Origin of the sequence: Glycomyces sp. NPDC049804, assembly GCF_040674615.1 — a bacterium.
In the GTDB taxonomy this organism is placed as follows: domain Bacteria; phylum Actinomycetota; class Actinomycetes; order Mycobacteriales; family Micromonosporaceae; genus Glycomyces; species Glycomyces niveus.
The window spans coordinates 26086-45925 of sequence record NZ_JBFAMQ010000001.1; the positions used below are offsets into that span (position 1 = coordinate 26086).

The 19840-nt window shown below is 67.2% G+C and carries 15 protein-coding genes; 6 read left to right on the forward strand and 9 right to left on the reverse strand.

The annotated features are described in order from the left end of the window. The first annotated feature begins 468 nt into the window (after positions 1-468). Entirely contained in the window at positions 469-2436 is a 1968-nt protein-coding gene (locus tag AB0K52_RS00140; RefSeq protein ID WP_363523880.1) for a hypothetical protein, read from the forward strand. A 99-nt stretch (positions 2437-2535) separates the two neighbouring features. Here AB0K52_RS00140 and mobF read toward each other — a convergent pair whose 3' ends face one another. The 4 genes from mobF to AB0K52_RS00160 form a co-directional block, all read right to left on the reverse strand. Then, positions 2536-7179, reverse strand: a complete 4644-nt coding sequence (mobF, locus tag AB0K52_RS00145) for a MobF family relaxase (RefSeq protein ID WP_363523882.1) — start codon at positions 7177-7179, stop codon at positions 2536-2538. Between the two features lie 715 nt (positions 7180-7894). Continuing rightward, positions 7895-8632, reverse strand: coding sequence for a DUF2786 domain-containing protein (locus AB0K52_RS00150; protein WP_363523884.1), 738 nt, complete (start codon positions 8630-8632; stop codon positions 7895-7897). A 78-nt stretch (positions 8633-8710) separates the two neighbouring features. Next, positions 8711-9691 (reverse strand): DUF4192 domain-containing protein, encoded by a 981-nt coding sequence (locus AB0K52_RS00155; RefSeq protein ID WP_363523886.1) that lies wholly within the window; start codon positions 9689-9691, stop codon positions 8711-8713. Next, on the reverse strand, positions 9688-10224 hold the full coding sequence (locus AB0K52_RS00160) for a single-stranded DNA-binding protein (RefSeq protein ID WP_363523888.1): 537 nt from the start codon (positions 10222-10224) through the stop codon (positions 9688-9690). Before AB0K52_RS00160 ends, AB0K52_RS00155 begins: the two co-directional genes overlap by 4 nt. 509 nt (positions 10225-10733) lie before the next feature. Between AB0K52_RS00160 and AB0K52_RS00165 the strand changes: the two genes are divergently transcribed. Beyond that, positions 10734-11531 carry a hypothetical protein gene (locus AB0K52_RS00165; RefSeq protein ID WP_363523890.1) on the forward strand — a complete coding sequence of 266 codons (798 nt, stop codon included), beginning with the start codon at positions 10734-10736 and terminating at the stop codon, positions 11529-11531. Positions 11532-11535: 4 nt separating this feature from the next. Then, positions 11536-12021 (forward strand): SitI3 family protein, encoded by a 486-nt coding sequence (locus tag AB0K52_RS00170; protein ID WP_363523892.1) that lies wholly within the window; start codon positions 11536-11538, stop codon positions 12019-12021. Positions 12022-12061: 40 nt separating this feature from the next. Here AB0K52_RS00170 and AB0K52_RS00175 read toward each other — a convergent pair whose 3' ends face one another. Together AB0K52_RS00175 and AB0K52_RS00180 are read right to left on the reverse strand one after the other, a co-directional pair. Continuing rightward, a complete protein-coding gene (locus tag AB0K52_RS00175) occupies positions 12062-12337 on the reverse strand; it encodes a hypothetical protein (protein ID WP_363523894.1) in 276 nt (91 codons plus the stop codon). 191 nt (positions 12338-12528) lie between these two features. Then, positions 12529-13605 (reverse strand): hypothetical protein, encoded by a 1077-nt coding sequence (locus AB0K52_RS00180; RefSeq protein ID WP_363523896.1) that lies wholly within the window; start codon positions 13603-13605, stop codon positions 12529-12531. Positions 13606-13751: 146 nt separating this feature from the next. Between AB0K52_RS00180 and AB0K52_RS00185 the strand changes: the two genes are divergently transcribed. Continuing rightward, the gene (locus AB0K52_RS00185; RefSeq protein ID WP_363523898.1) at positions 13752-14279 is read left to right on the forward strand and encodes a PH domain-containing protein; all 528 of its coding nucleotides are present in this window, start codon (positions 13752-13754) and stop codon (positions 14277-14279) included. 27 nt (positions 14280-14306) lie between these two features. Here AB0K52_RS00185 and AB0K52_RS00190 read toward each other — a convergent pair whose 3' ends face one another. Continuing rightward, the gene (locus AB0K52_RS00190; protein WP_363523900.1) at positions 14307-15059 is read right to left on the reverse strand and encodes a hypothetical protein; all 753 of its coding nucleotides are present in this window, start codon (positions 15057-15059) and stop codon (positions 14307-14309) included. Between the two features lie 124 nt (positions 15060-15183). Beyond that, positions 15184-15693: a hypothetical protein gene (locus AB0K52_RS00195; RefSeq protein ID WP_363523903.1), complete on the reverse strand. Its 510-nt coding sequence runs from the start codon at positions 15691-15693 to the stop codon at positions 15184-15186. Positions 15694-15846: 153 nt separating this feature from the next. Here AB0K52_RS00195 and AB0K52_RS00200 point away from each other — a divergent pair, with 153 nt between their 5' ends. Both AB0K52_RS00200 and AB0K52_RS00205 read left to right on the forward strand, forming a co-directional pair. Further along, positions 15847-16965 (forward strand): aminopeptidase P family protein, encoded by a 1119-nt coding sequence (locus AB0K52_RS00200; RefSeq protein ID WP_363523906.1) that lies wholly within the window; start codon positions 15847-15849, stop codon positions 16963-16965. Between the two features lie 593 nt (positions 16966-17558). After that, complete coding sequence (locus tag AB0K52_RS00205; protein ID WP_363523909.1) at positions 17559-18725, forward strand: MFS transporter; 1167 nt, start codon at positions 17559-17561, stop codon at positions 18723-18725. On the opposite strand, the gene AB0K52_RS00210 is transcribed toward AB0K52_RS00205, so the two are convergent. Further along, the gene (locus AB0K52_RS00210) at positions 18722-19699 is read right to left on the reverse strand and encodes a LacI family DNA-binding transcriptional regulator (RefSeq protein WP_363524999.1); all 978 of its coding nucleotides are present in this window, start codon (positions 19697-19699) and stop codon (positions 18722-18724) included. The genes AB0K52_RS00205 and AB0K52_RS00210 overlap by 4 nt on opposite strands. Between the last annotated feature and the right edge of the window lie 141 nt (positions 19700-19840).

Here is a 19840-nt window from a genome sequence, read left to right on the forward strand (position 1 = left end):
GAGCGGATGTATAAAGCTTGGGAGCCGTCGAAGTTCAAGATGGTCTCGGCGGGTGGGTCGGCCTGGATGGGTTTGACTAGGTGGCTCCTGGCGAGAGACATCTGGGTCTCTTCTAGGTATCGATTACCTGGAGCGCTCGTGGGGTGGGGATGGATCCAGCGTGCCGATCTCGCGGCCGTCACAAACAAGAGTCAATGGGGCAGTCGTGTTGAAGTGCAGAAAGACACTCTCATCAGATGGTGAACGATCTTGATCAGAGGGAACTTTGGTTCGCTATTTGCACATCTGCATCACTTATTATCGACCCCGAGCCACTCTCGCGCGCACGGTTCGCTCCAGTCCCATCTTCGAGATCGCATTTGGCGCATGTCGCCGACATGAGGTAACCTCGTGGCAACCGCAAGGGCATCCGCTCTTGCGGACCAGTTCTAGGACCTGAGAGTTCTAGGAAAACACAGGGAGAAACGCGTGCCGAGACTTGTCAATGTACCGACAGGGGCTACGCAGCACCTTATTCGCCAAGCGTACGAAGCGGGCGGAAAGTATCAGTGGGCACGCGAAGCCTGGAAGAATTCCCAGGAAAGCGGCGCCACTCGAATCGAATTCGGCATCGAGACCCAAGCTCTGCAGAATCTCGGCGTTTACAGGCGTGTCATTCTCGACAACGGTATGGGCATGAGCCCGGAGGAGATGCCGGACTTCCTCACCACGTTCGGCGGTGGAGGAAAGCCCATCTCACTGGACGAGAACTTCGGCCAGGGATTCAAGTCGTCGGTTCTGCCCTGGAACCCTCACGGTGTTGTCGTCATCAGTTACACGCGTGACAATCCCGACGGATCCATGCTCTGGATCGAGCAGGTCCGGTCTGGAGATTATGCGCTTCGTAGTTACCCGATCCTCGACGAGGATTACGACGAGTATATGAAAGACGTCGTGGTCCCCCATGACGACCCCGAGGCTGGTTGCGACTGGTCGAAGCTTCGGCCCGACTGGATGACCACCGGTACCATCATGGTCTTGATGGGCAGTGATCGAACCAGCGACACGATGAACGGCGATCCTGAGAAAGGTGAGACCGGTCGCGGGATCGTGAAGTATCTCAACGAGCGCCTGCTGAACGTTCCGAAGACCGAAGCTGGCCCGATTGAGACAAGGGTTTACGATCTCGAGATCAGAAAGAGCAAGGGGGCGAGACGTGAAACGCAGGACGTCACGTACGATCTTCCCAATGGTACGACCGTGGCGCTGCATCAAAGGATGGTACGCGGCCTTTCTCACTACATTCCCGAATCGGCAATCAAGGGCACGGTCGTCGTCGATGCGCACGGCACCGTAGTCGAGTGGTATCACGTTCCTGAGGAACACCGAGCCGTAAATGGATCAGACGACTACATCAGCCAGAAGCCGGTGGTCACTGTCGAGTATCATGACGAGGCGTTCCACTCCAGCGGCGCGAAGAGCCGGTATCGCCAGTTCGGCATCACCGATGAACTGATGCAACGAACCTGGCTGATCGTACGTCCCCCCGCATATTCTGAAAAGCGACCGACGGCATGGGGTGTACTCTCCCAGGCATCGCGGAACATGCTGATACCAAAAGGCGGTCGCGACCTTCCTTGGGACGAATGGGGGGATGCGTTCTATGCACAGTTCCCCGAAGAGCTTGCCGAAATTCGCGACAGGCTGCGCGAACAGGATTCGACGCACTCGTCGCCAGATTCAGCGAAGAACCTCGAGCGTATCCTCGACGCCTTGAATCCCCGATTCAAGGCGGCGCGAGTCTTGTCGAACAGCATGGGCTCAGTCAAGGGCTATCCGTCCGACAGAATCAAGGTCCGGCCCGCCGCCTCACGTCTCCCACGTCCAGCCAGCGGTGGTTCCGGAACTCCTCCGAGGCCTGGAACGCGGCCCGAAGCCGAAGGACCGAGAACCCCCATCATTCCGGCCGCTACGGGGTTGGCGGTGGGTGTGAGCACAAATGTTCGGGGCGGCTATCCGGGCTTCGACTGGGGAAAATTCGATCCCGACGAAGCCAAGCATCTCGCCAGATTCGACGCCAAGGACACTGTCTCACTCGGTGACGGAACGGTTCTCCAGGGTGTGGTGTATCTCAATCGTTCGCACCCCGTCTTCGTTCAGGAGACCACATACTGGCAGAACGCCGTCTGGCCGAAGGCTGATCCCGAGAGGGTTAGGCAACTCGTCGAAGAGGTCTACGGCGAAGAAGCTGTGGCCCACGTCGTGCACGCCCAACGTCTCAACGGCGTCTACGTCGGCGATGACGAGGACGGTAAGCCGGTGCGTATCGACAACGGCGACGTTGAGAGCCTGCTGTCTCCTGAAGCTCTCTCGGGCTCTCTTCTCGGTCTGGTGAATGTTCAGCAGCGGATCATTACCCGCGGCGGCGGCACATTCGGTAAGCGTGCACAAGCCTGAAATCTGATGCGAGGCTTCCAGTCAGGTGGGTAATTGGGCGCGGAAGTTCGCCGGCCGGGAGCGCCGTCGGGTGATTTCATGAGCGACCTCGGCATTTGGTCAGAGTGGACGTGACCGAGGTCCCGGTTGTGAAGCTTCGAACGGACTGGGCTCGACAGACGAAGGCAGCAGAAGTTCGACATCCGATACCGGTTTTCCAGGGCTCTGCTGTGCGGTGACCTGTTCGAGGTGAGATCTGGTGATCTTGAGATCGGCGGCGGTCTCTGGGCTGGGGTAGCCGCGATCCGATAGCACCGCGAGCAGGTCACCGGTGAGGGCCGGGTTGAATGCCGCATCATTGGGTTTTTCCGCGATGAGGTCCCAGATGGGACCGAGTCGGTCGGCGATGGCTTCGAGGACGGCCTCTCGTTCGAGCTCAGGGAGGGCTTGGTAGAGGTCGCGGGCGATGGCGTGGGCGAGTTGTTGTTCGACGGTGTCGGCGAGGCCGGTGGGGACGCGGGGCGCGTCGGGGTTGTCGATGGCGAGAGCGGCACTGGTTGCGGCCCACCAGGCGTGGTGCCCGGCGCAGCCGGTCTCGGGGTAGGGGCCGAAGGGGTGGGTGGGGTCGTCGGTCTCGACTTGGTGGGTGTCGCGGTGGGCGGCGGCGAGGGCAATGGCGGTGCGCCAGCGTTCGAACGCGGCCTTGTCGTCGTGCGGGGCGTCGCCGAAGGCGGCGGTCCAGGCGGGCCGGTCGGTGACAGCTTGGTCGGCGAGGTGGTCGACGCGTGTGGTGATCGCGTCGGCGGTGCGGTCGAGGAAGTCGCGCAACTCGGCCGGGACGGCGTCACTCTCATGGAGCGACGAAGGCGCGGCGGCCCACGGGAGCGGGTGGGGTGCGTGCTCAATGGCTTGGGTGCGTTGGTGCCAGGTGAGTTGGTGGCCGGCTTCGAGCGCGAGGTCAGCGAGGGTTCGGTCGCGGGCAAAGGTCTCGATGAGTTCGGTAGCGTCGCCGCCGGCTTCCTCCCAGGCCTTCGTTGTCCAGGCGAGGGCGGGCCAGGCTTGGCCGGTGTGGGTGGGGTCGAGTTCGAGCAGGCGGGTTTGGCGTTCGATGCGCCAGGCGAGGTTGGGCGCGATCTGGTCGAGGCCGTCGAAGTCGCGTTGTGCGGTGGCTCGGAGCAGGGCGTCGGTGGAGTACTGGCCGTTGTCTTCGGCGCGGCGGAGTGTGCCGACGACGGCGGGCCAGGCTCGCTCGGCGGCAATAGCTTCGGCTGGCTCTGCGCCGAGGATATTGGCGAGTTTGGTGCGGTAGCGGTCGGCGGGGCGCTCGGTGGCGACCGGGTGCGCGGCGTTGGCGGGTGCGTTGGCCAGCGCCGGGGCGAGTGCGGTGTCGGTATCGAAGTGCGCATCGGGGTAGTGGGGGCGCAGGAGTTCCCGGTATCGGTCGAGGTCGGCTTCGGTCGGCTGGGCTCCGGCGGGCGGCGGTGTGTGGCCTTCCATATGGGCATTGATGCGGGAGACCAGAACAGCGGTGACGGAGTCGGCGTCGTCAACGGGACCGCGGGCGATGGCGAGAGTGAGGATCTGCTCGGGATTCCATCCGGCGGCTTCGGCCTTGACGAGGGTGCCGGCGAGCGCGCCCAGCCCGTTGGCCTTGATGTCGGCGAGGTCGGTGTCGTGGAGGAGGGTGCCGCCGACGCGGACGATGAGGGCTTCGTAGTGATGTTCGGCGGCTCTTTCGGTCGCGGTGCGGTACATCGGCACCAGCGTCGCCAGAGACTTCGCGAGTTCGCGTTGGTGTTCGCGCTCTGCGGTGGCGGCGCGGTTGTCGGGTTCTTTGGCGAGGATCTGTTCGGCGACTTCGCGGGCGGCGGTGGCGTCCGGGTCCCATTTCGGGCGGTCGAGGCGGTGGTCGGGGTCGGCGGGGAGTTCGGTGTGCGTGACGGCGTACAGGGTGGTGGTTTCGGCGGCGCGGGTGGCCGCGACGTAGAGCGCGTCGCGGGTCAGGTCGGTGGTAAGGAGAGGGTGGGCGGTGTCGACGGTCATGCCCTGGCAGCGGTGGACGGTGGCGGCGTAGGCGAGTTCGACGTGCTCGGCGACGTACTTAGCCGGGAGGATGGTGGTGCCACGTGAGTCGCGGGACTTGACCTTGAGTGAGCCGTCGGCATAGGTGCGTTTGACGGTCCAGGTCTGGCCGTTGCGGATGAAGTCCTTGCCGCCGTTGTACTTGAGTCGGTAGTTGTTGTCGCGGGTGACGATCCAGTCCCCGCACCCGGCGGTCGAGCCGTTGTGCAGCGCAACGCCTTCCTCGCGGACCTCGCCGACGGCGATGCGGTCGACGCGAGCGCGGTCGGACAGTTCGGCGACGACTGTGTTGGAGTAGGCCATCATCAGACTGGTCTTCCCGGCTGCGATGTCCTGCTTCCAGCCGCTGTAGACGGCCTCGAGCATCGCGTCGCGACTGCCGCCATGTAGGCGCCCGCGATCGGTGAAGTAGTCGAGGCCGGTTGCGTCGCCCTCGCGGAGCTGGAGTGAGGCCTGGGCGAAGGTGGGGTCTTGGAAGCGGTGGAGGTCGCGCAGTTCGGTGGCGCCGGCTTCGGCGGCGATGAGCCGGAGCGCCCCGCCGGAAGCGACGGCGCCTAGCTGGCAGTCGTCGCCGAGGAGGCGGATCTGGGCGCCTGCCACGTCGGTGAGGGCGGTGAGGCGGTCGAGGTTGAACGTCCCGGCCATCGACGCCTCGTCGACCAGCAGCACGTCACCGGGTTTGAGGCCGTGGACGGGAGCGAGCGCTTCGCCCTTGTTCGCCATGCGGCGCAGGGCGTCGGCGAGTTCGGGGCCCGTGAGGAGGTTGCCGGGGCAGACGGACCACAGGAGTTTGTCGACGGTCGAGCAGGTGATGCCGAGGTCGGCTTCGAGGACCTTGGCGGCCTGCGCGGACGGCGCGAGTCCGACCAGGCGCCGGCCTTCGACGGCCAGAACATCCTTGTAGGCGCGCATCGCGGTGGTCTTGCCCGAGCCCGCGGGACCGATGCCGACCGCAAGGAGCCGGTCGTCGGCGGCGAACGCGGTCACCAGCTCGCGTTGTCCTTCGTCAAGGGCGCGGCCCGAGCGGGTCTCGAACGCGGCGATCCGCTCGGCGACTGCAGCGACGCTGGTCGAATAGACGGTGGGAGTCTGGGCGGCTTCGACCAGGCGGGCTTCGGCATCGAGGACGGCCTGCGAGGTGTAGCGGGCCGATTCGTGCCGGATGAAGACCGAGACGCCGTCGGAGCGTTGGAGCATTACCGGGGTCTCGACCGGCGCGACGATGAGATTGATCGAACGGCCCGCGCCGAGCGCACGGGAGACGACGGTGTCGGCCGCGGCGCGCTGCGCGTCGGGGTCGGTGAAGGCGAACTCGGCGCGGAGCTGACGCATGGTTTCCGCGTGGACGTTCCACCGCGTCCACGTTGCGCGCTCAGCCGCGACCACGCGGAGTACGCGGGTCGTGACCTCTTTTACCTGTTCAGGGGAGAGCGCAGCGATCACGTCGGGTCGCGGGGCGGCGGGCACGGTGTCGGCGACCTGGTCGATCACGGAGGGGCCGAACCGGGCGATCGCCTGGGCGGTCCAGTCCCGCCGGGCGTCCGCGAGGGGGCGGGGTTTTTCTTTGCCTTCGCGGGTTTCCAGTGTGGCCTGCTGGGCGAGTTCGCGTGCGGTGTTCGGGTCGGGTTCGCGGCCGTACCGGGCCCGGAACTCGGCGCGGAGTTCGGCGTAGCGGGACTCGATCACGCTGCGCCGTGCCGAGAAGTGCTTGAGCACCGCGGGATCGATGCCCTCGATCTCCCGCACGGGTCGGCCGCCTCGTGCCGGGCCGGGGCGTTCGGTGAAACTGACGCCGAGGCGAGCGGTGAGTTCGGCTTCGACGGTCGAGTTGTAGGTCTCCGACGCGGCGACCCCGATCGCGTACAGCGCCGACCCGTCGAGCGACCGCCACTTCCCGTCGGCGCCCTGGACCTTGTTCGCCACCGCGAGGTGGGTGTGAAGGTCGGGATCGCCCGAGCGCGAGTCATAGTGATCGAACGCCGTCGCCACGAGCCCGGTGGTCTCGATCTGCGCGGCCCCGCCGGCCCCGGCCCGGGTGAACGCCGCATGCTCCTCCAGCATCGCGACGACCGCAGTGACGGCGGCGTCGTGCGCGGCCTTCACCTCCGAGCGGACCCGCTCGTCGGTGTGAAGCGCCCACAGCACCGACACCGACTTCACCGGCGTGAACACCAGGTCGTATCCAGCGACACCAGCTCGTTGGCGGTGCGATTCCTCCCGCTTGACCTTCGCGATCTCCGCCGGAGTCGGCTGACGGCCGGTCTCGGATTCGATGTCGCCCAAGCGCTTCGCCACCCGCTGGTCGAACGGGTCGAGGGTCTTGTAGGCGGGGAACTTCTGGCCGAGTTTCCCGGCACGCTCGGCCGCGGCGTGGACGCGATGTCGCTCGGTCTTGGACAAACCGGGTACCAGATGCGCTTCGAGGTAGGAGTCTTGGCGCGCTTCGGCATCGGGGTGGAGTCCTTCGCCGAACAGGTTCCGCATCTGGGCCTCGTCGACCCGCTGACCAGGCTCCAGACCGAGCGCGGTGATGCCCGAACCGGTCCACCGGCCCGGCGGGTTCCCGCCCTGCGTGTAGTAGTCGGCCGCCGACTGCCCGGCCTGGCGCTGGACGTCGCCGCCGGCGACTTGGCGGGTGAGGTAGGTGTAGCCGTCCCCGACAGCCAGCTTGTGGACCGTCATCACCGCACACCACCCCCGCCCGTCATTCGAAAGACAATTCTGGATCGTCAAAGGTAGCGGCTCTCTCGCGCGAGTCAAATACCATTTGGTCCTGATTCACGAAACGTGCAAGAGGTGTGTCGTCCTTGAGTGGAGTGAGTCACTCATACTGGTTGTAGTGCTGCTGGAAGTGCTGTAATGCCAGGGGATCCCAATGATTTTCCTCGAGAGTAATCGCGTGTCACTGAGAGATCCAGTGCGTCCTAATATTGGGAAGAAGCGCACTTGTCGATGGCCTGTAGGCCAATTACCGTGGCGGCCATGAACGAATTCGAGCACTCGAGAAAGCCAAGTAAGCGAACTCAGGCCGCAGTCCGCGCCGGGCAGATTCGGCGACAGCGGTTGGCGGCGGCACGCGAACGCGAGATTCAGATAGAGCAGACAGTGGTCGATGTTCTCTCCGCGAAGCTGGCGATCGAGGAAGCCAACCAAACGATCGCAGCAGCAGTCCAGCGGCTGAAGACCCTCGGCGAAACGCAGGACAGCATTGCCGGCCTTTGCGAGCTCTCGGTCAGTGAGGTCCGCGCCGCGTTCGCATTCGTTCGTGAACACGATGCGGCGTTGCCGCCGCGCTTCGCGGTCTTAACGAGAAGACCGACACTCAACGCGCCGGGCCATGAGGGCTGTACTGAAAACCGGGCCCTGTCCGCCTCTGCGGATGGGGCCCGGACGATGGTCAAGAGCCGATTGCGCGGCGTCCTGTGGCAATGCGGGAACCGCCGAGGTCGGCGCGTTGGCCGGCGGCTCGTCCGGCGTCGCGGCCGGTGCCGGAGAGGCGGCGCCTGCCGCTTGAGTGCGTGCGGGGGTAAGCCGACTTGAACTCGGCGGCGACAGCGCGGTTGCGGTCGACGAGGACCAAGTCCGTGCTACGGCCTCCGTCGGTTGAGGAGTTGGCGGCGCGGGCACGGCGTTCGATGGCGGTCAGGCGTTCCCTCACGGTGCTCGCGAAGGCGTGGCAGAACGAGCGCTTGAACGCGGCCTTCGACTCGCCTCCTACTGGACCTGGTGCTGCGATGAGGGCGATCGCTTGCTGGTGGAGCAGGGAGGTATAGAGCATGTGGGCGCGGTCGAGGTCGGCGGTGTAGCCGAAGATGTGGATGCGGCGCTTGCCGTGGTCGTCTCGAGTGGTGATCTCGATGAGCTTGCACCGCAATGGCCGGGCGACGGCGTTGTAGAGGAAGACCTTCTCGAGCGCGTACGGGCCGGGGAGGTCGATGCGGCGTCCTTCGACGTGGTCGGGCCGTTCACCGGAGTCGTGGAGGAGCGCGGCGTCGATGCCGTACTTGGCGAGCAGTTCCATCGCCTTGGCGGTGTGGACTTCGGCGGCCTCGGGGGAGGTGGCGGGGTCTTCGGCGATGGCCAGGAGTTGGCGGACGCGTTCGAGGTGTCTGGATTCGGGGCTGCAGGAGCTCATGGCGGTAGTCCTTTGCGATGCGCTGGTATGGGGACGACGGAGGGCCCGCTGATCGGCGGGCCCTCCGTGGCAGTGGTGTCAGGCGTTGGTTTGTTCGGGGCGGGCCGGTTCGATGGTGGGGACGGGGATGGCCTTTGGCGGGATACCGCCCTGCAAGGCGCTCATGAGCATCTGCGCGAGCCGGTAGTGCGGGGCCGCTTGGAGGGCCCGGTCGAAGCATTCGAGGGCGAGGACGCCGTCACCGGTGCGGTAGGCGCACCAACCGGCGATCGTGAACGCCGGGGCCGCCAGGTCGGTGTCGAGGTGGCGGGCGACCCACAGCCAAAGGTCGGTCGCGGTGCTGGACTGGCCGTGGTGCTCATGCATGGCCCGCATCGCGTAGTCGCGGATGTCGAGATCCCCCAGTGCGAGACCGAGTGCGGCGATGTCGGCGGGTCCGGGGAGGCCGGTGGCGCTGGCCCAAGTGTCGATGATGTTCAGGTCGGCCAAGCGCTGCTCGGCCCAGGACAGCTCAGCCTGGTCCTGGAGCAACTGCCGCACGGCCTTGGTGACGGCACGTTGTGCGGCTTCGTCTGCGGGGGCGACGAGTGCGGCGACCGCGGCTCGATCGGGGCGGGACACCGCGCCCGCGAGCGCGAGCTGGGTCGTGATCGCGTTGTTCTCGGGAACGGGTGTTCCTTCACCAGGACAGCAGGTGTCTTGGCAGGTGAGGGAGTACCAGCGGCCGTTTTCGACGCGGAGTGAGTCGAGAATCTGGACGCCGGCCATGGTGAGGTCGAATGCGGCACGCTCGACGCAGGCGGGCGCAAGTTCGGCGTCGCCGTAGCCGATGACGACCACCCCCTCGCAGTCGTTGACGGTCACCTGCTTTTCCAGGGAAGGAAGGTGGTCGAGGTGGTCGATGCTGCCGGGCAGGTCGACGCGGAAGGTGCATTGCAGTTCCCCGTCTTTGAGGCCGATGACGACGAGGCTTCGCTCGGGGGTGAAGCCGAGGAGGTAGGGGACGGCGGGGATGAGGTCGCTGGGGCCGTTGAGCTTGAGCGGAATGGAAGCGTTCATGGCACATCTCCGTGTAGTCGAGAAGGTGGTGGAAGCGGGGCGGGGCGGCCTCGGGCGGCCGCCCCGCGGGGGAGTGGGTCAGGCTGTGGCCATGGCGGCGGAGCGGGGATGGCGGTGGCCCAGGCGTCGTCGGGGTGGACGGGGAGGTCTTCGCCGTCGGGGGTGCGGACCGCGGCGTTCGCGATGCGCTCTTTGCGTTCGGGGGTGACGTTCCCGAACCGGAGTGATGCGGCGACGCCCGAGGCAGTGACTTTGAGGTGGGCGTATCCGCCGGACTCTTGGGCGTAGAGGGCAGAGGCGGTGACGATGACGGTGTCGTAGCGCTTGAAGCTGGCGAGGACGTTGTCGGCCAGGGCGCCCCAGCAGGTGATGTCGTAGAACTCGGTCTTGCCGTCGACCCATTCGCCGGCGGCGTTGCGGTAGCGGGGCTGGCGGCGGATCTCGAAGCGGACGCCCTGGTTGCCCTTGGGGGTCGAGAAGGTCTCGGGGTCGCGCTTGATGATCTGGCCTTCGATGATGCAGGTGAGGTCCATGACGGTGACTCCTTGTCGGATGGCGGCTGACGCGATCTGCGGGGATTGGCCCCGGGTGGTGTGCCGCTGTGGTGCGGCCGCGTCCACGCGGCGAAGACGCCGGCACGTCAAGGGGGTCCAGCACTTTGTTCGCAGCGACGAAGGAGCGGCCCGGCGAAGAAAGTGCGCAGGCGCCCTTGCGAGCGACGCAGGAGCGGTGCCGGGCGGCCGTCGCGTAGCGTGCTGACACCACAGACGGCACACCCGGGCAGACGAACCCGACCGCACCAGCCGACTCGGCAAGCGACCGAGTGGCCCACGCACATCCGAGTCCAAGCAGCCCGCTGACGCAGTGCGGCTCGAGCGCGGGGACTCGGGCGCAGCGAAGTACGACTGACTGGTTGAGTTCGCTCGGGGAGCGGTCCGACTTCAGATCGGGCTGCACTCTTGGCGGGACGCGCGATGCCGCATGGCCCGCTAGGCTTACGGCGAGTCGTCCCCTGAATCCCGAAGCCCCCTACGGAGTCATCGTGTCCTCGGTCGATGCCCTCGCCGCCGCGGTAGCCGTGGTACGCGAGCGTCTGCGCATCGTGGAGTCGTTGCTTGCCAATGCCCGCCGAGAGGGGGACAACCTGGTAGGAGGGCTTGAGCAGGTCGGGGCCGTCGACCGTGCATCGCAGACGAGAGCCATCATCGGCGAGGTCGAAAGCCAGCAGGCCATGATCGCCGGCCTCGACGCCACGGTTGAGCAGATTCAGGCGGCCGTCGAAGCCCTCCGCTCAACTGGCAGCCGCGGCGGCGCCGCAACGAGTGCGCCGTCGGCTTCGAGCATCTTGGCGGGGTCCGCTTCCTCGTCGAACGGTGGAAGCCGCTCAGGGCATGCCGATGTGACACTGCCGCGCCTCGCCCCCGACGCAACGCGACGTCCCGGCGGACGGCCAGCGGCGATCAAGGGCAAGGACACGAAGCAACGCAGCTTGGAGAAGGAAAACGAGTCGGCTGAGGTCTTGGCCCGTGCGGGTTTCGACATCGAGCAGAACCCGCCTCCCAAACCCAACGGCAAGGAACCCGATTACCGGATCCAGGACGAGTACTGGGACTGCTACGCGCCGACCGGAAACAGCCCCCGCACGATCTACTCGCAGTTGCATGACAAGGTGCGCGAGGGCCAAGCGGAACGGATAATCTTGAACCTTGACCTGAGCGGCGCCAGTCGAGACGACGTTCGAGCTCGACTTGAGCGGTACCCGATCCGAGGGCTTCGCGAGATCAAGATCATCGAGCAAGGCGAAATCACGCAGTTCTACCCCTGGGAATCGGAGGCTTAGCGGAATGGCGATCGACTACGACCTGACGGTCTCGCCAGTGCTTACCGAGCAGGAAGCACTGGACTACGTAGCGGACCATCTCGGCTGCGATCGTCGGTACAACGACCCGGATGCCGTCGCTCGCGGCGACGAGCTGCGCGTCGGAGTTCTCCGCGCGGCAACTGACCATGACCCGGAGATGAGCGAACTGCTCGGTGGCGTCGCCGAGACACTGAAGATCATCTTCCATCCGTCCAAGTTCCTGACCGAAGAGGCGGACGCCCGCGTATTCGCCGACATGGTGGGGACGGCAGTCCGCTTCTTCGAGGATTTTCCCGAGGCCAAGGGCACCTTCACCTTCCAAGGCGAAGAGATTTACGTGCAGCGGCTCGATGATGAGGGCATTGTCCTCGACGAACGGCTTCGCGGTTCCGACTACAACCGCGACGGGATCCTCGACGACCTCCTCGCGAAATACCCGGTACGGGAGATTGAGCAGGTGCTGCTCTAAGGCGGCGGAGTCGAGGCGCGGAGAGCCCGAGCGAAGCGATTTAGCTGTCCTGCGGAGCTGCTTCCGATGGCTGGTCTCGTGGGGTGCGGTCGAATGAGCCGCCTCGCGTCATGAGCGTGCCGCGTGGTCGGCCGTCATCCACTTCCCACTCGCGGATCAGTCCGCGTGAGTCTTCTTCCGCCATGATCCGCTGGGCTGCGCTGATCGCTTTGGCCGCATCCGGGTATGGGTGGAGGCGGACCGGGTCGTAGGCGTGGGTGACCGTGACGATCCACAACTCAAGCCGTGAGACGCTCACCCCGCGCTCAGTGCGCACACCGGTTTCCACTGCGCGCCAGCGAGACAGCGGCGCATCCGCCCATGGCGTAAGGGCAGCGAGATGGGGCCTGCGGCAGGGGTAGGAGGAACTCACGCTCGCGAGTATCGCACACGTGTATCAAAATGCCGTCCTGAGATCCGGATGGTGGGTCGACGCCGGGTGTACTGCGGGGCGTCGACCCACCGGACTCAGGCAGCGGACACTGCCTCGTTTTCGGCCGCTTCGGTCTCCGTCGACAGCGAGCTCGGGTCGATGTCGAGTGCTTCGGCCGGGTCGTCGGCTTCCAGCTCTGCGACGGCCGGATCCTCGTCGGCTGCTTCGCCTTCCATCTCTGTCGCCTCCTCGGCCAGTTCCTCGGCGAGTCGCGCGGTGATCGACTCATGCAGCTTGGTCTCGATGTCGGCGAGTTCGTACCCGTCGGCGGCGATCAGATCCAGGTAGCGGCGGGCCTCCTCGAGATCCGACCAGAAGCCCGAGATGCTGCTGAGGAGGTTGTCTTCGCAGTGCGCCAGCCAGCGGGCGACAGTCACGCGGGTGAGGCGGTCCATGCCGGCGTTCTCGGGGATCTCGCGGATCGGGCAGCCGCACAGTGCCTCGGCGAGTTCGCTGTACTCGCCCAAAGGCATGTTCGTGCGCGTCCCAGCCAGGTCGCGCAGCGCCGGACGGAAGAGCCTCTTGGCTCCTTTGACGTTGCCGTACTGGGCGATCAGGAACTCGCGGCGGACGGCTGTCGCGGCCTCCCATGCGGCGCGCTGCGCGGCCTTTTCGGCATCGAGGGCTTCGCGCTCGGCCTTGCGGGCCTCCCAGGTTTCAGGAGCCGAGCGCAACCCGACGCTGGCCGGGTCGGGGCAGTAGACGACCGGCTCGGGTTGGTAGTCGCGGTTGATGTACACCGCGAAACCCGGCTCGGCCTTGACCGCCTCTGCGTCAACGGGTTCGCCGTCGGCATCGACAAGGTCCGCAACGCGGACCGCAGCGCCGCCTTCGGAGGCGAACTTCGGGCGCGGCGTGACCTTGACGCCAGCGAGTACGAGTTCGGCCTTGAGCACTTCCAGAGCCTGCTTCTTCTCTTGGCGGGAGCGCTCATCGGCGATGGCGTGCTTGAAGCCCCAGTACCCGGCTCCCTTCTTCATGATCCGTGCGACCGCCTTGGGGTCGTGCGCGAACTCGGTCATCGCGGCTGCTGAGGCGAGGTCAACGTCGCCGGCGTTCGCGGCCTGCTGGATCTCCTCAGGAAGCTGCCGCAGGCTCAGCGACTGCCGCACCCGGACGAGATCTCGGCCGGCGGCAGCCGCAATGCGCTCGGGCTCCCAATCCAAGAGGGCGAGCTGTTCGAGAGAAGTATCGAGGCGAATGGCGCAAGCACTGGTTTGCGCCGTTTCGACGCGTGGCGCTAGGGACCGCGGTCTGCGTGTTCCTGACCGTTCGGCCCGAGATGGTCCTCCCGGATTCCGTTATCGAGTACCGCTACCTCCTCGGTGGGGACAGGGGAGCCGACAGCGGTTGGGCAATCTCGTACTTGCACCTCATATGGGTCCTGCTGCCGCTGTGGGCGGGATGGTCCGTGCTGGCCTGGTACCTCGCGCGCTTCTCCATCTCGAACAAGCGCTTGATCAAAGCCAGCGGCGTGATCTCGCTCCGGTACACGACGGTCGCGCTCGGCCGATCCACCGACGCCCAGTTGCGGCAGTCGCTGCTCGGACGGATCTTGAACTACGGCACTGTGCAGTTGTACGGCATCAACTGGTTCCATCCCATGCGGCGCACCACGTGCCTGCCGAACCCGAACGAGTTGTACCTGCAACTGCTGGAAGAAATCTACGAGCCGGAAGCGGTCGAGGAGCGAGTCGCCGCGATAGAAGCGCCGTACCGTGCCTTCGACCGTTCCATCGAGGAATGGGACTCCGACGACCCCGAGCCCCTCCCCGAGAATCCCTGAGAGGACGGCGACTGCCGGTCTAGATGCTCACTGGTCATGGGACGCCTTGATTCCAGCCCTGGTAAGAGCCTCTACTGAGTTCTCCCCGAGTCCAAGGTCCGCCAGGCAGACGAGCGAGGCCTGCTCAAGCAAGGTGAGCTCGGATGGAGGGAGGGTTGCGGTGTAGCGAGGATCGAACGAGGTCGAGCGTGAGTCGCAGATCGGCGCCGATTCCCTGGGGCGGTGGATCAGGTATCGAGTTTGCACGCCAGTGACCAAAACGCCATGGCAGAACGTCAGTCTGACGTCTGCGCGGATCTCCTTGGCGGCGTGGATGTGCTCTTGGGGGAATACCAGGAAGTCACCGCGCCGAAGGTGGCGAGCTGGCAGGAGATGGAGGTTTCCGGGGAAGCGGCGGTCGTGGAGTGTGCGGCCGATGTATTTGGCGCGGTGGGCGCCGAGGCCGTCGAGATCGGTCCTGAGGCGGTCGATGAGAGCGCGCGGGTCGCGCAGCATCTCGTTGGGATCGTAGATGCCGCAGTCGCAGTCGATGGCGTGCAGCTCTTTCGTGGAGAAGCCCTGCTCGCGGCTCCAAGGGGTGATGACCTGTTCCCAGGGTTCGCTGCTGCCCTGGTACTCGAGGAATTCGACGAGGACGCCGTCGTCGCCGATCAGGCTGGTGATGCGGGCGGGGTAGTGGAACGGCCAGGAGAACGGGCGGGTGTCGGAGGGAGTGCGCGGGGCGAGGAAGTGTGGTCTTGCCTTGACGATCTCGCCTTCGGCAAAACTGTGGGTGGACATGCGAATGGACTCGAATCAAGAGTTCGGGGACGGGAACGGGCCGACCAGCAGAACGCGATCGAGGATATCGAGCACTACATGGGTCGGTAACGTTGCTGGAACCTTCACCGGGTCTTCTTTGCGGTCAGAGTTCGGAGGCGCGTCTGCCGCGTAGGGCCAGGGTGGCGAGTTTGGTCGCGAGCATGGCGAGCAGGAGGAGGAGCGGAAGGCTGAAGAGGCCGAAGAGGATGACAAGGGGGATGTAGCCCATCCAGTCGTTGGATCCGGACGCCCAGAGGCGAGGTTCGCCATAGTGGCTGAAGGGGGAAGGGTGGCCTTCCATGAAGCGCGCTTCGAACTGCTGGCCGAGCTCGCAGCTGCCAGGAGTCTCGATGCGAAGCTCGACGGCGGGTCCGCCGTCGGCGGGGGTGAACCGGGCGATGCAGACCGGACCGCTTTTGCTGTGGGCCATGGTCTCGACGGTGGCGGTGCCGGGGACGCCTGCTTCGCCGTGGGAGGCGCGGTAGCCGTTGATCAATTCGGTGGCGTTGGCCCACAGGGCGATCGGGAACGCCAGGAAGATGATCGCGACGACGGTCACGAGGACCGCGGCAAGCGCGGGGTGCTGCTGCTTGCCGACGGGGGCAGCGCTCATCTCGGCTCCACGGGTTCGGTCTGATCGGTCCGGTACAGGATGGCCCGACGGTGCCACCTCGGGCGCGGCGGGCTCGGTCGGTTCAGTGCGGTGGGCGCGGTGGGCGGGGTACGGTCGGGGCGAGTAGATCGTGCTGTGCAGATGGGAGCTGGGATGAGCTTGCGGCCGTTCGATACTGGGGACTTCGCGGAGCGGATGCGGCGTGGGGCCGAGGCCGCTGCGGCGGCCGGGTTCGACGGGTTGCTGGTGGCGCCGGGGCCTGATCTGCAGTACTTCACGGGTTACCGGCCCGCGGTGACCGAGCGGTTGACGATGCTGGTGCTCGCGGCGGGGCGGGAGCCGGCGTTGATCGTGCCGAAGCTCGAGCGGCCGGACGCCGAGCACGCGGCGGGCGCGGGGGCCGTCGTCATGACCGATTGGACGGACGGGGCTGATCCTTATGCGGCCGCGCTGCCCTTGCTGGGGGACGGCACGCGGTTCGCGGTCTCCGACAACGCTTGGGCGATGCACCTGCTGGGGTTGCAGCGGGCCGTGCCGGGGTCGTCGTATGCGGCGCTGACCGAGAGCCTGCCGATGCTGCGCGCGGTCAAGGACCGGCATGAGCTGGAGCGGTTGGCCGCGGCGGGGGCGGCTGCGGACCAGACGTACGAGGACATCCTGAACGTGCGGTTCGCGGGTCGGCGGGAATCCGAGATCGCGGCGGATCTCGCTTCGCTGCTGCGCGAGCACGGGCACGAGCAGGTGGACTTCACCGTGGTCGGTTCAGGGCCGAACGGCGCGAACCCGCACCACGAGGCGGGGGAGCGGGTCATCGAGGTCGGTGACGCGGTGGTGCTCGACTTCGGCGGGCTCAAGGACGGGTACGGGTCCGACACGACCCGGACCGTGCATGTGGGCGATGTGATCGACCCGGAGGTGCAGCGGGTCCACGACCTGGTGCGCGAGGCGCAGCAGGCGGCGTTCGAGGCCGTGCGGCCGGGCATCGCGTGCCAGGAGGTCGACCGGGTCGCCCGCGAGGTGATCGCGGCGGGCGGGTACGGCGAGTACTTCATTCACCGTGTGGGCCACGGGATCGGGCTGACCACGCACGAGCCGCCCTACATGGTCGAAGGCGAGGAGCGCGAGGTCGTGCCCGGCATGTGCTTCTCGATCGAGCCCGGCGTCTACCTGCCGGGGCGGTTCGGGGTGCGCATCGAGGACATCGTGACGGCGACCGAGACGGGTGCGGAGCGGTTCAACAACACGCCGCACGAGATGGCTGTTGTCCACTAAGGGTTCGATGAGGGGCGGCCCCGCCGTCGCCAGGGACCACAAGGCGAGTACGGACAGGGCTATCAGGACCACCGACCAGCCTGGTTCTATGGGGAGCCACAGGAAGTTGGAGAGGAACGACGCCGTCGCCAAGGCCAGGCCGAGCAGGCGGGCCACCGGGCTGCCTCCCATGACGCCGATGCCGACCGCGATGGCGAGGACGCCGACGGCGAGGTGCACGAAGCCCCAGGCGGCGATGCTGAAGCCGAAGTCGTAATCGGGCGGGGCGTCGAAGTACCCACCGGTCGCCAGTGCCGCGACGCCTTGGAGCGACTGCGCGAGGCCGCCGAGTATGAGCAGCAGCGAGCCGGGCAGCACCCGCTTCGGGTCGATCCTTCGTGACTCCATGGCTCCCCCGATCCGAATCGTCATGCTCGATCATCGCCCGGCGGGAGGGCGGGCGCAGGCGGGTCGGCGAGAGCGGTGCGGGAAATCGGCCGACACGTTTGAGCGGCCGCTGGAACGTTGTGGTCGCATTCCTGCCAGCATCGGCCTCCGTTTCGGGGTGGAGTTGGGCGCGCATCGTCCGCCGCTCCACGACGGGAAGACTGATCTTGAGCACTGCAACCGCGACCGCCGTCCGCCCTGGGCACGCCTGGCCCGCCGTGCTCGCCGTGACGGCGGGGATCTTCGTCATCGTCACCGCCGAGATCCTGCCAATCGGCCTGCTGACCTCGATCGGTTCGGGTTTCGCGGTCTCAGACGGCATGGCGGGCCTGACGATGACCATGCCGGGGTTCCTCGCGGCCGTCGCCGCGCCGCTGGTCACGGTCGCGACGGCGAGGCTGGACCGGCGCGCCGTGCTGTGCGGCCTGATGCTGGTGCTGCTCGTCGCCAACGCGCTCGCGGCGGTCGCCACGGCGTTCTGGGTGCTGCTGGCGTCGCGAGTGCTCGTCGGGGTGGTGATCGGCGGGTTCTGGTCGGTCGGCGCAGGGCTCGCCGCGCGGCTGGTGCCTCCGGTTGCGGTGGGCCGGGCGACCGCCGTCGTCTTCGCCACGGTGCCGCTCGGGTCCGTGCTCGGCGTCCCCGCCGGGACGCTCATCGGGGACCTCGCCGGGTGGCGCGCCGCGTTCGCCGTGCTCGCGGTGCTGAGCGGTGCGGTCTTTGCGGCGCTGGTGTCCACGCTGCCGCGGCTGCCCGCCGAGGCCCCGACGCGGCCGGCCGTGCTCCAGGGGCTCTTGCGAAGCGGCGGTACGCGGGTCGCGTTGGCGGCGACGTTCCTGATCGTGCTGGCGCACTTCGGTGCCTACACCTATGTGACGCCGTTCTTGGAGCGGGTCACCGGGGTCGGTCCGGCAGCGGTGACGGTGATGCTGCTGGTCTACGGCGCGGCCGGGATCGGCGGCAATCTCGTCTTGGGGGCGATGGTCGCGCGGTTCCCCCGGGCCGCGTTCGCGGCGGCGGCGGTGGCGATCGCCACGGCGACGCTGCTGCTGCCGGTGTTCGGGCGCGATCCGGTCGGCGCGGTCGCGCTGCTCGTGCTGTGGGGCGCGGCGTACGGCGGTGTGCCGGTCTGCTCGCAGACCTGGTTCGCGAACGCCGCGCCGGGGGCGCGGGAGGCCGCGTCGGTGCTGTTCACGGCGTCGTTCCAGGCGACGATCGGGCTGGGGGCGCTGGCCGGCGGGGCCGTGGTCGATGCTTCGTCACCGGCGGCGGTGATGGCCGCGGCGGGTGCCGTGGCCCTGCTCATGGCCGTGCTCGTCGCCGCTCGGAGGGCCTAGCGGGGCGCGGCGGTCGAGGCGCGCACGACGAGTTTGGCGTCGCAGACGGTTTCGCGGGCGGGGAGGGCGCTGTTCTCGAGGCGTTCGACGGCGTTGCGGACGGCGTGCTCGGCGATGCCGGTGGCGTCCTGGCGGACGGTGGTGAGGTTGATGTGCGACAGATGGGAGAGGTTGCTGTCGTCGTAGCCGACGATCGAGACCTGGCCCGGGACGTCGACGCCGCCGCTGCGCAGGGCGTGCATGAGGCCGATGGCGCACCGGTCGTTGGCGGCGAGCACGGCCGTGGGCAGTGTGTCCTCGCCGAGCAGGAGCATCCCGGCCGCGATGCCGGCGTCCTCGTCCTGGGCGCCGGGGATCACGCGGATCTCGTCGGCGAGGCGGTGGCGGCGCATGGCGGCGCGGTAGGCGGTGCGGCGGTCGGCCGAGCCGGGGCCCTTGCCGCCGTCAATGTGGACGATGCGGCGGTGGCCGAGTTCGACGAGGTGGTCGACGGCCTGGCGGACGCCCTTGGCCTCGGCGGTGTGGACGGAGTCGACGCCGGGGGTGGCGGCCTTACGGCCGACGACGACGGTGGGGACGGCGCCGCCGAGCTGCTCGGTGGAGTGCGATTCGGGGTCGGACACGAGGAGGACGAGGGCTTCGCAGCGGTGGCCGAGGAGTGCTCCCGTGGCCATGTGCTCGTCGCGGCCGGGAGCGATGGCCGAGAGGAGGACGTCGTAGCCGAGCTGCGCGGCGGCGGGGTAGATGGCCTTGACGACTTCGGCGTGGAACGGCTGCTCGAGGTTCATCAGGACGCCGAGGGTGCGGCTGCGGCCGCGCGCGAGCATCTGGGCGGCGCTGTCGGGGCGGTAGCCGAGCTCGTCGGCGGCCTTGAGGACCCGTTCGCGGGTCGCGGCGCCGGCGCCGGGGCGGTCGCGCAGGACGAGGGAGACGAGGGTGCGGGACACGCCCGCGCGGCGGGCCACGTCGGCCATCGTCGCGCGCTGCGGGGAGCCCTGGTTGCGGGCCGGCTGCTGCTGCGACTCGAGCGCTTCGTCCAACGACTCTTCCTCTCCTGGCCCCGGCAAGGTGACCGGGCGGTAATCCGAGTGTATTTCCGACCGGCCGGGCGGCTT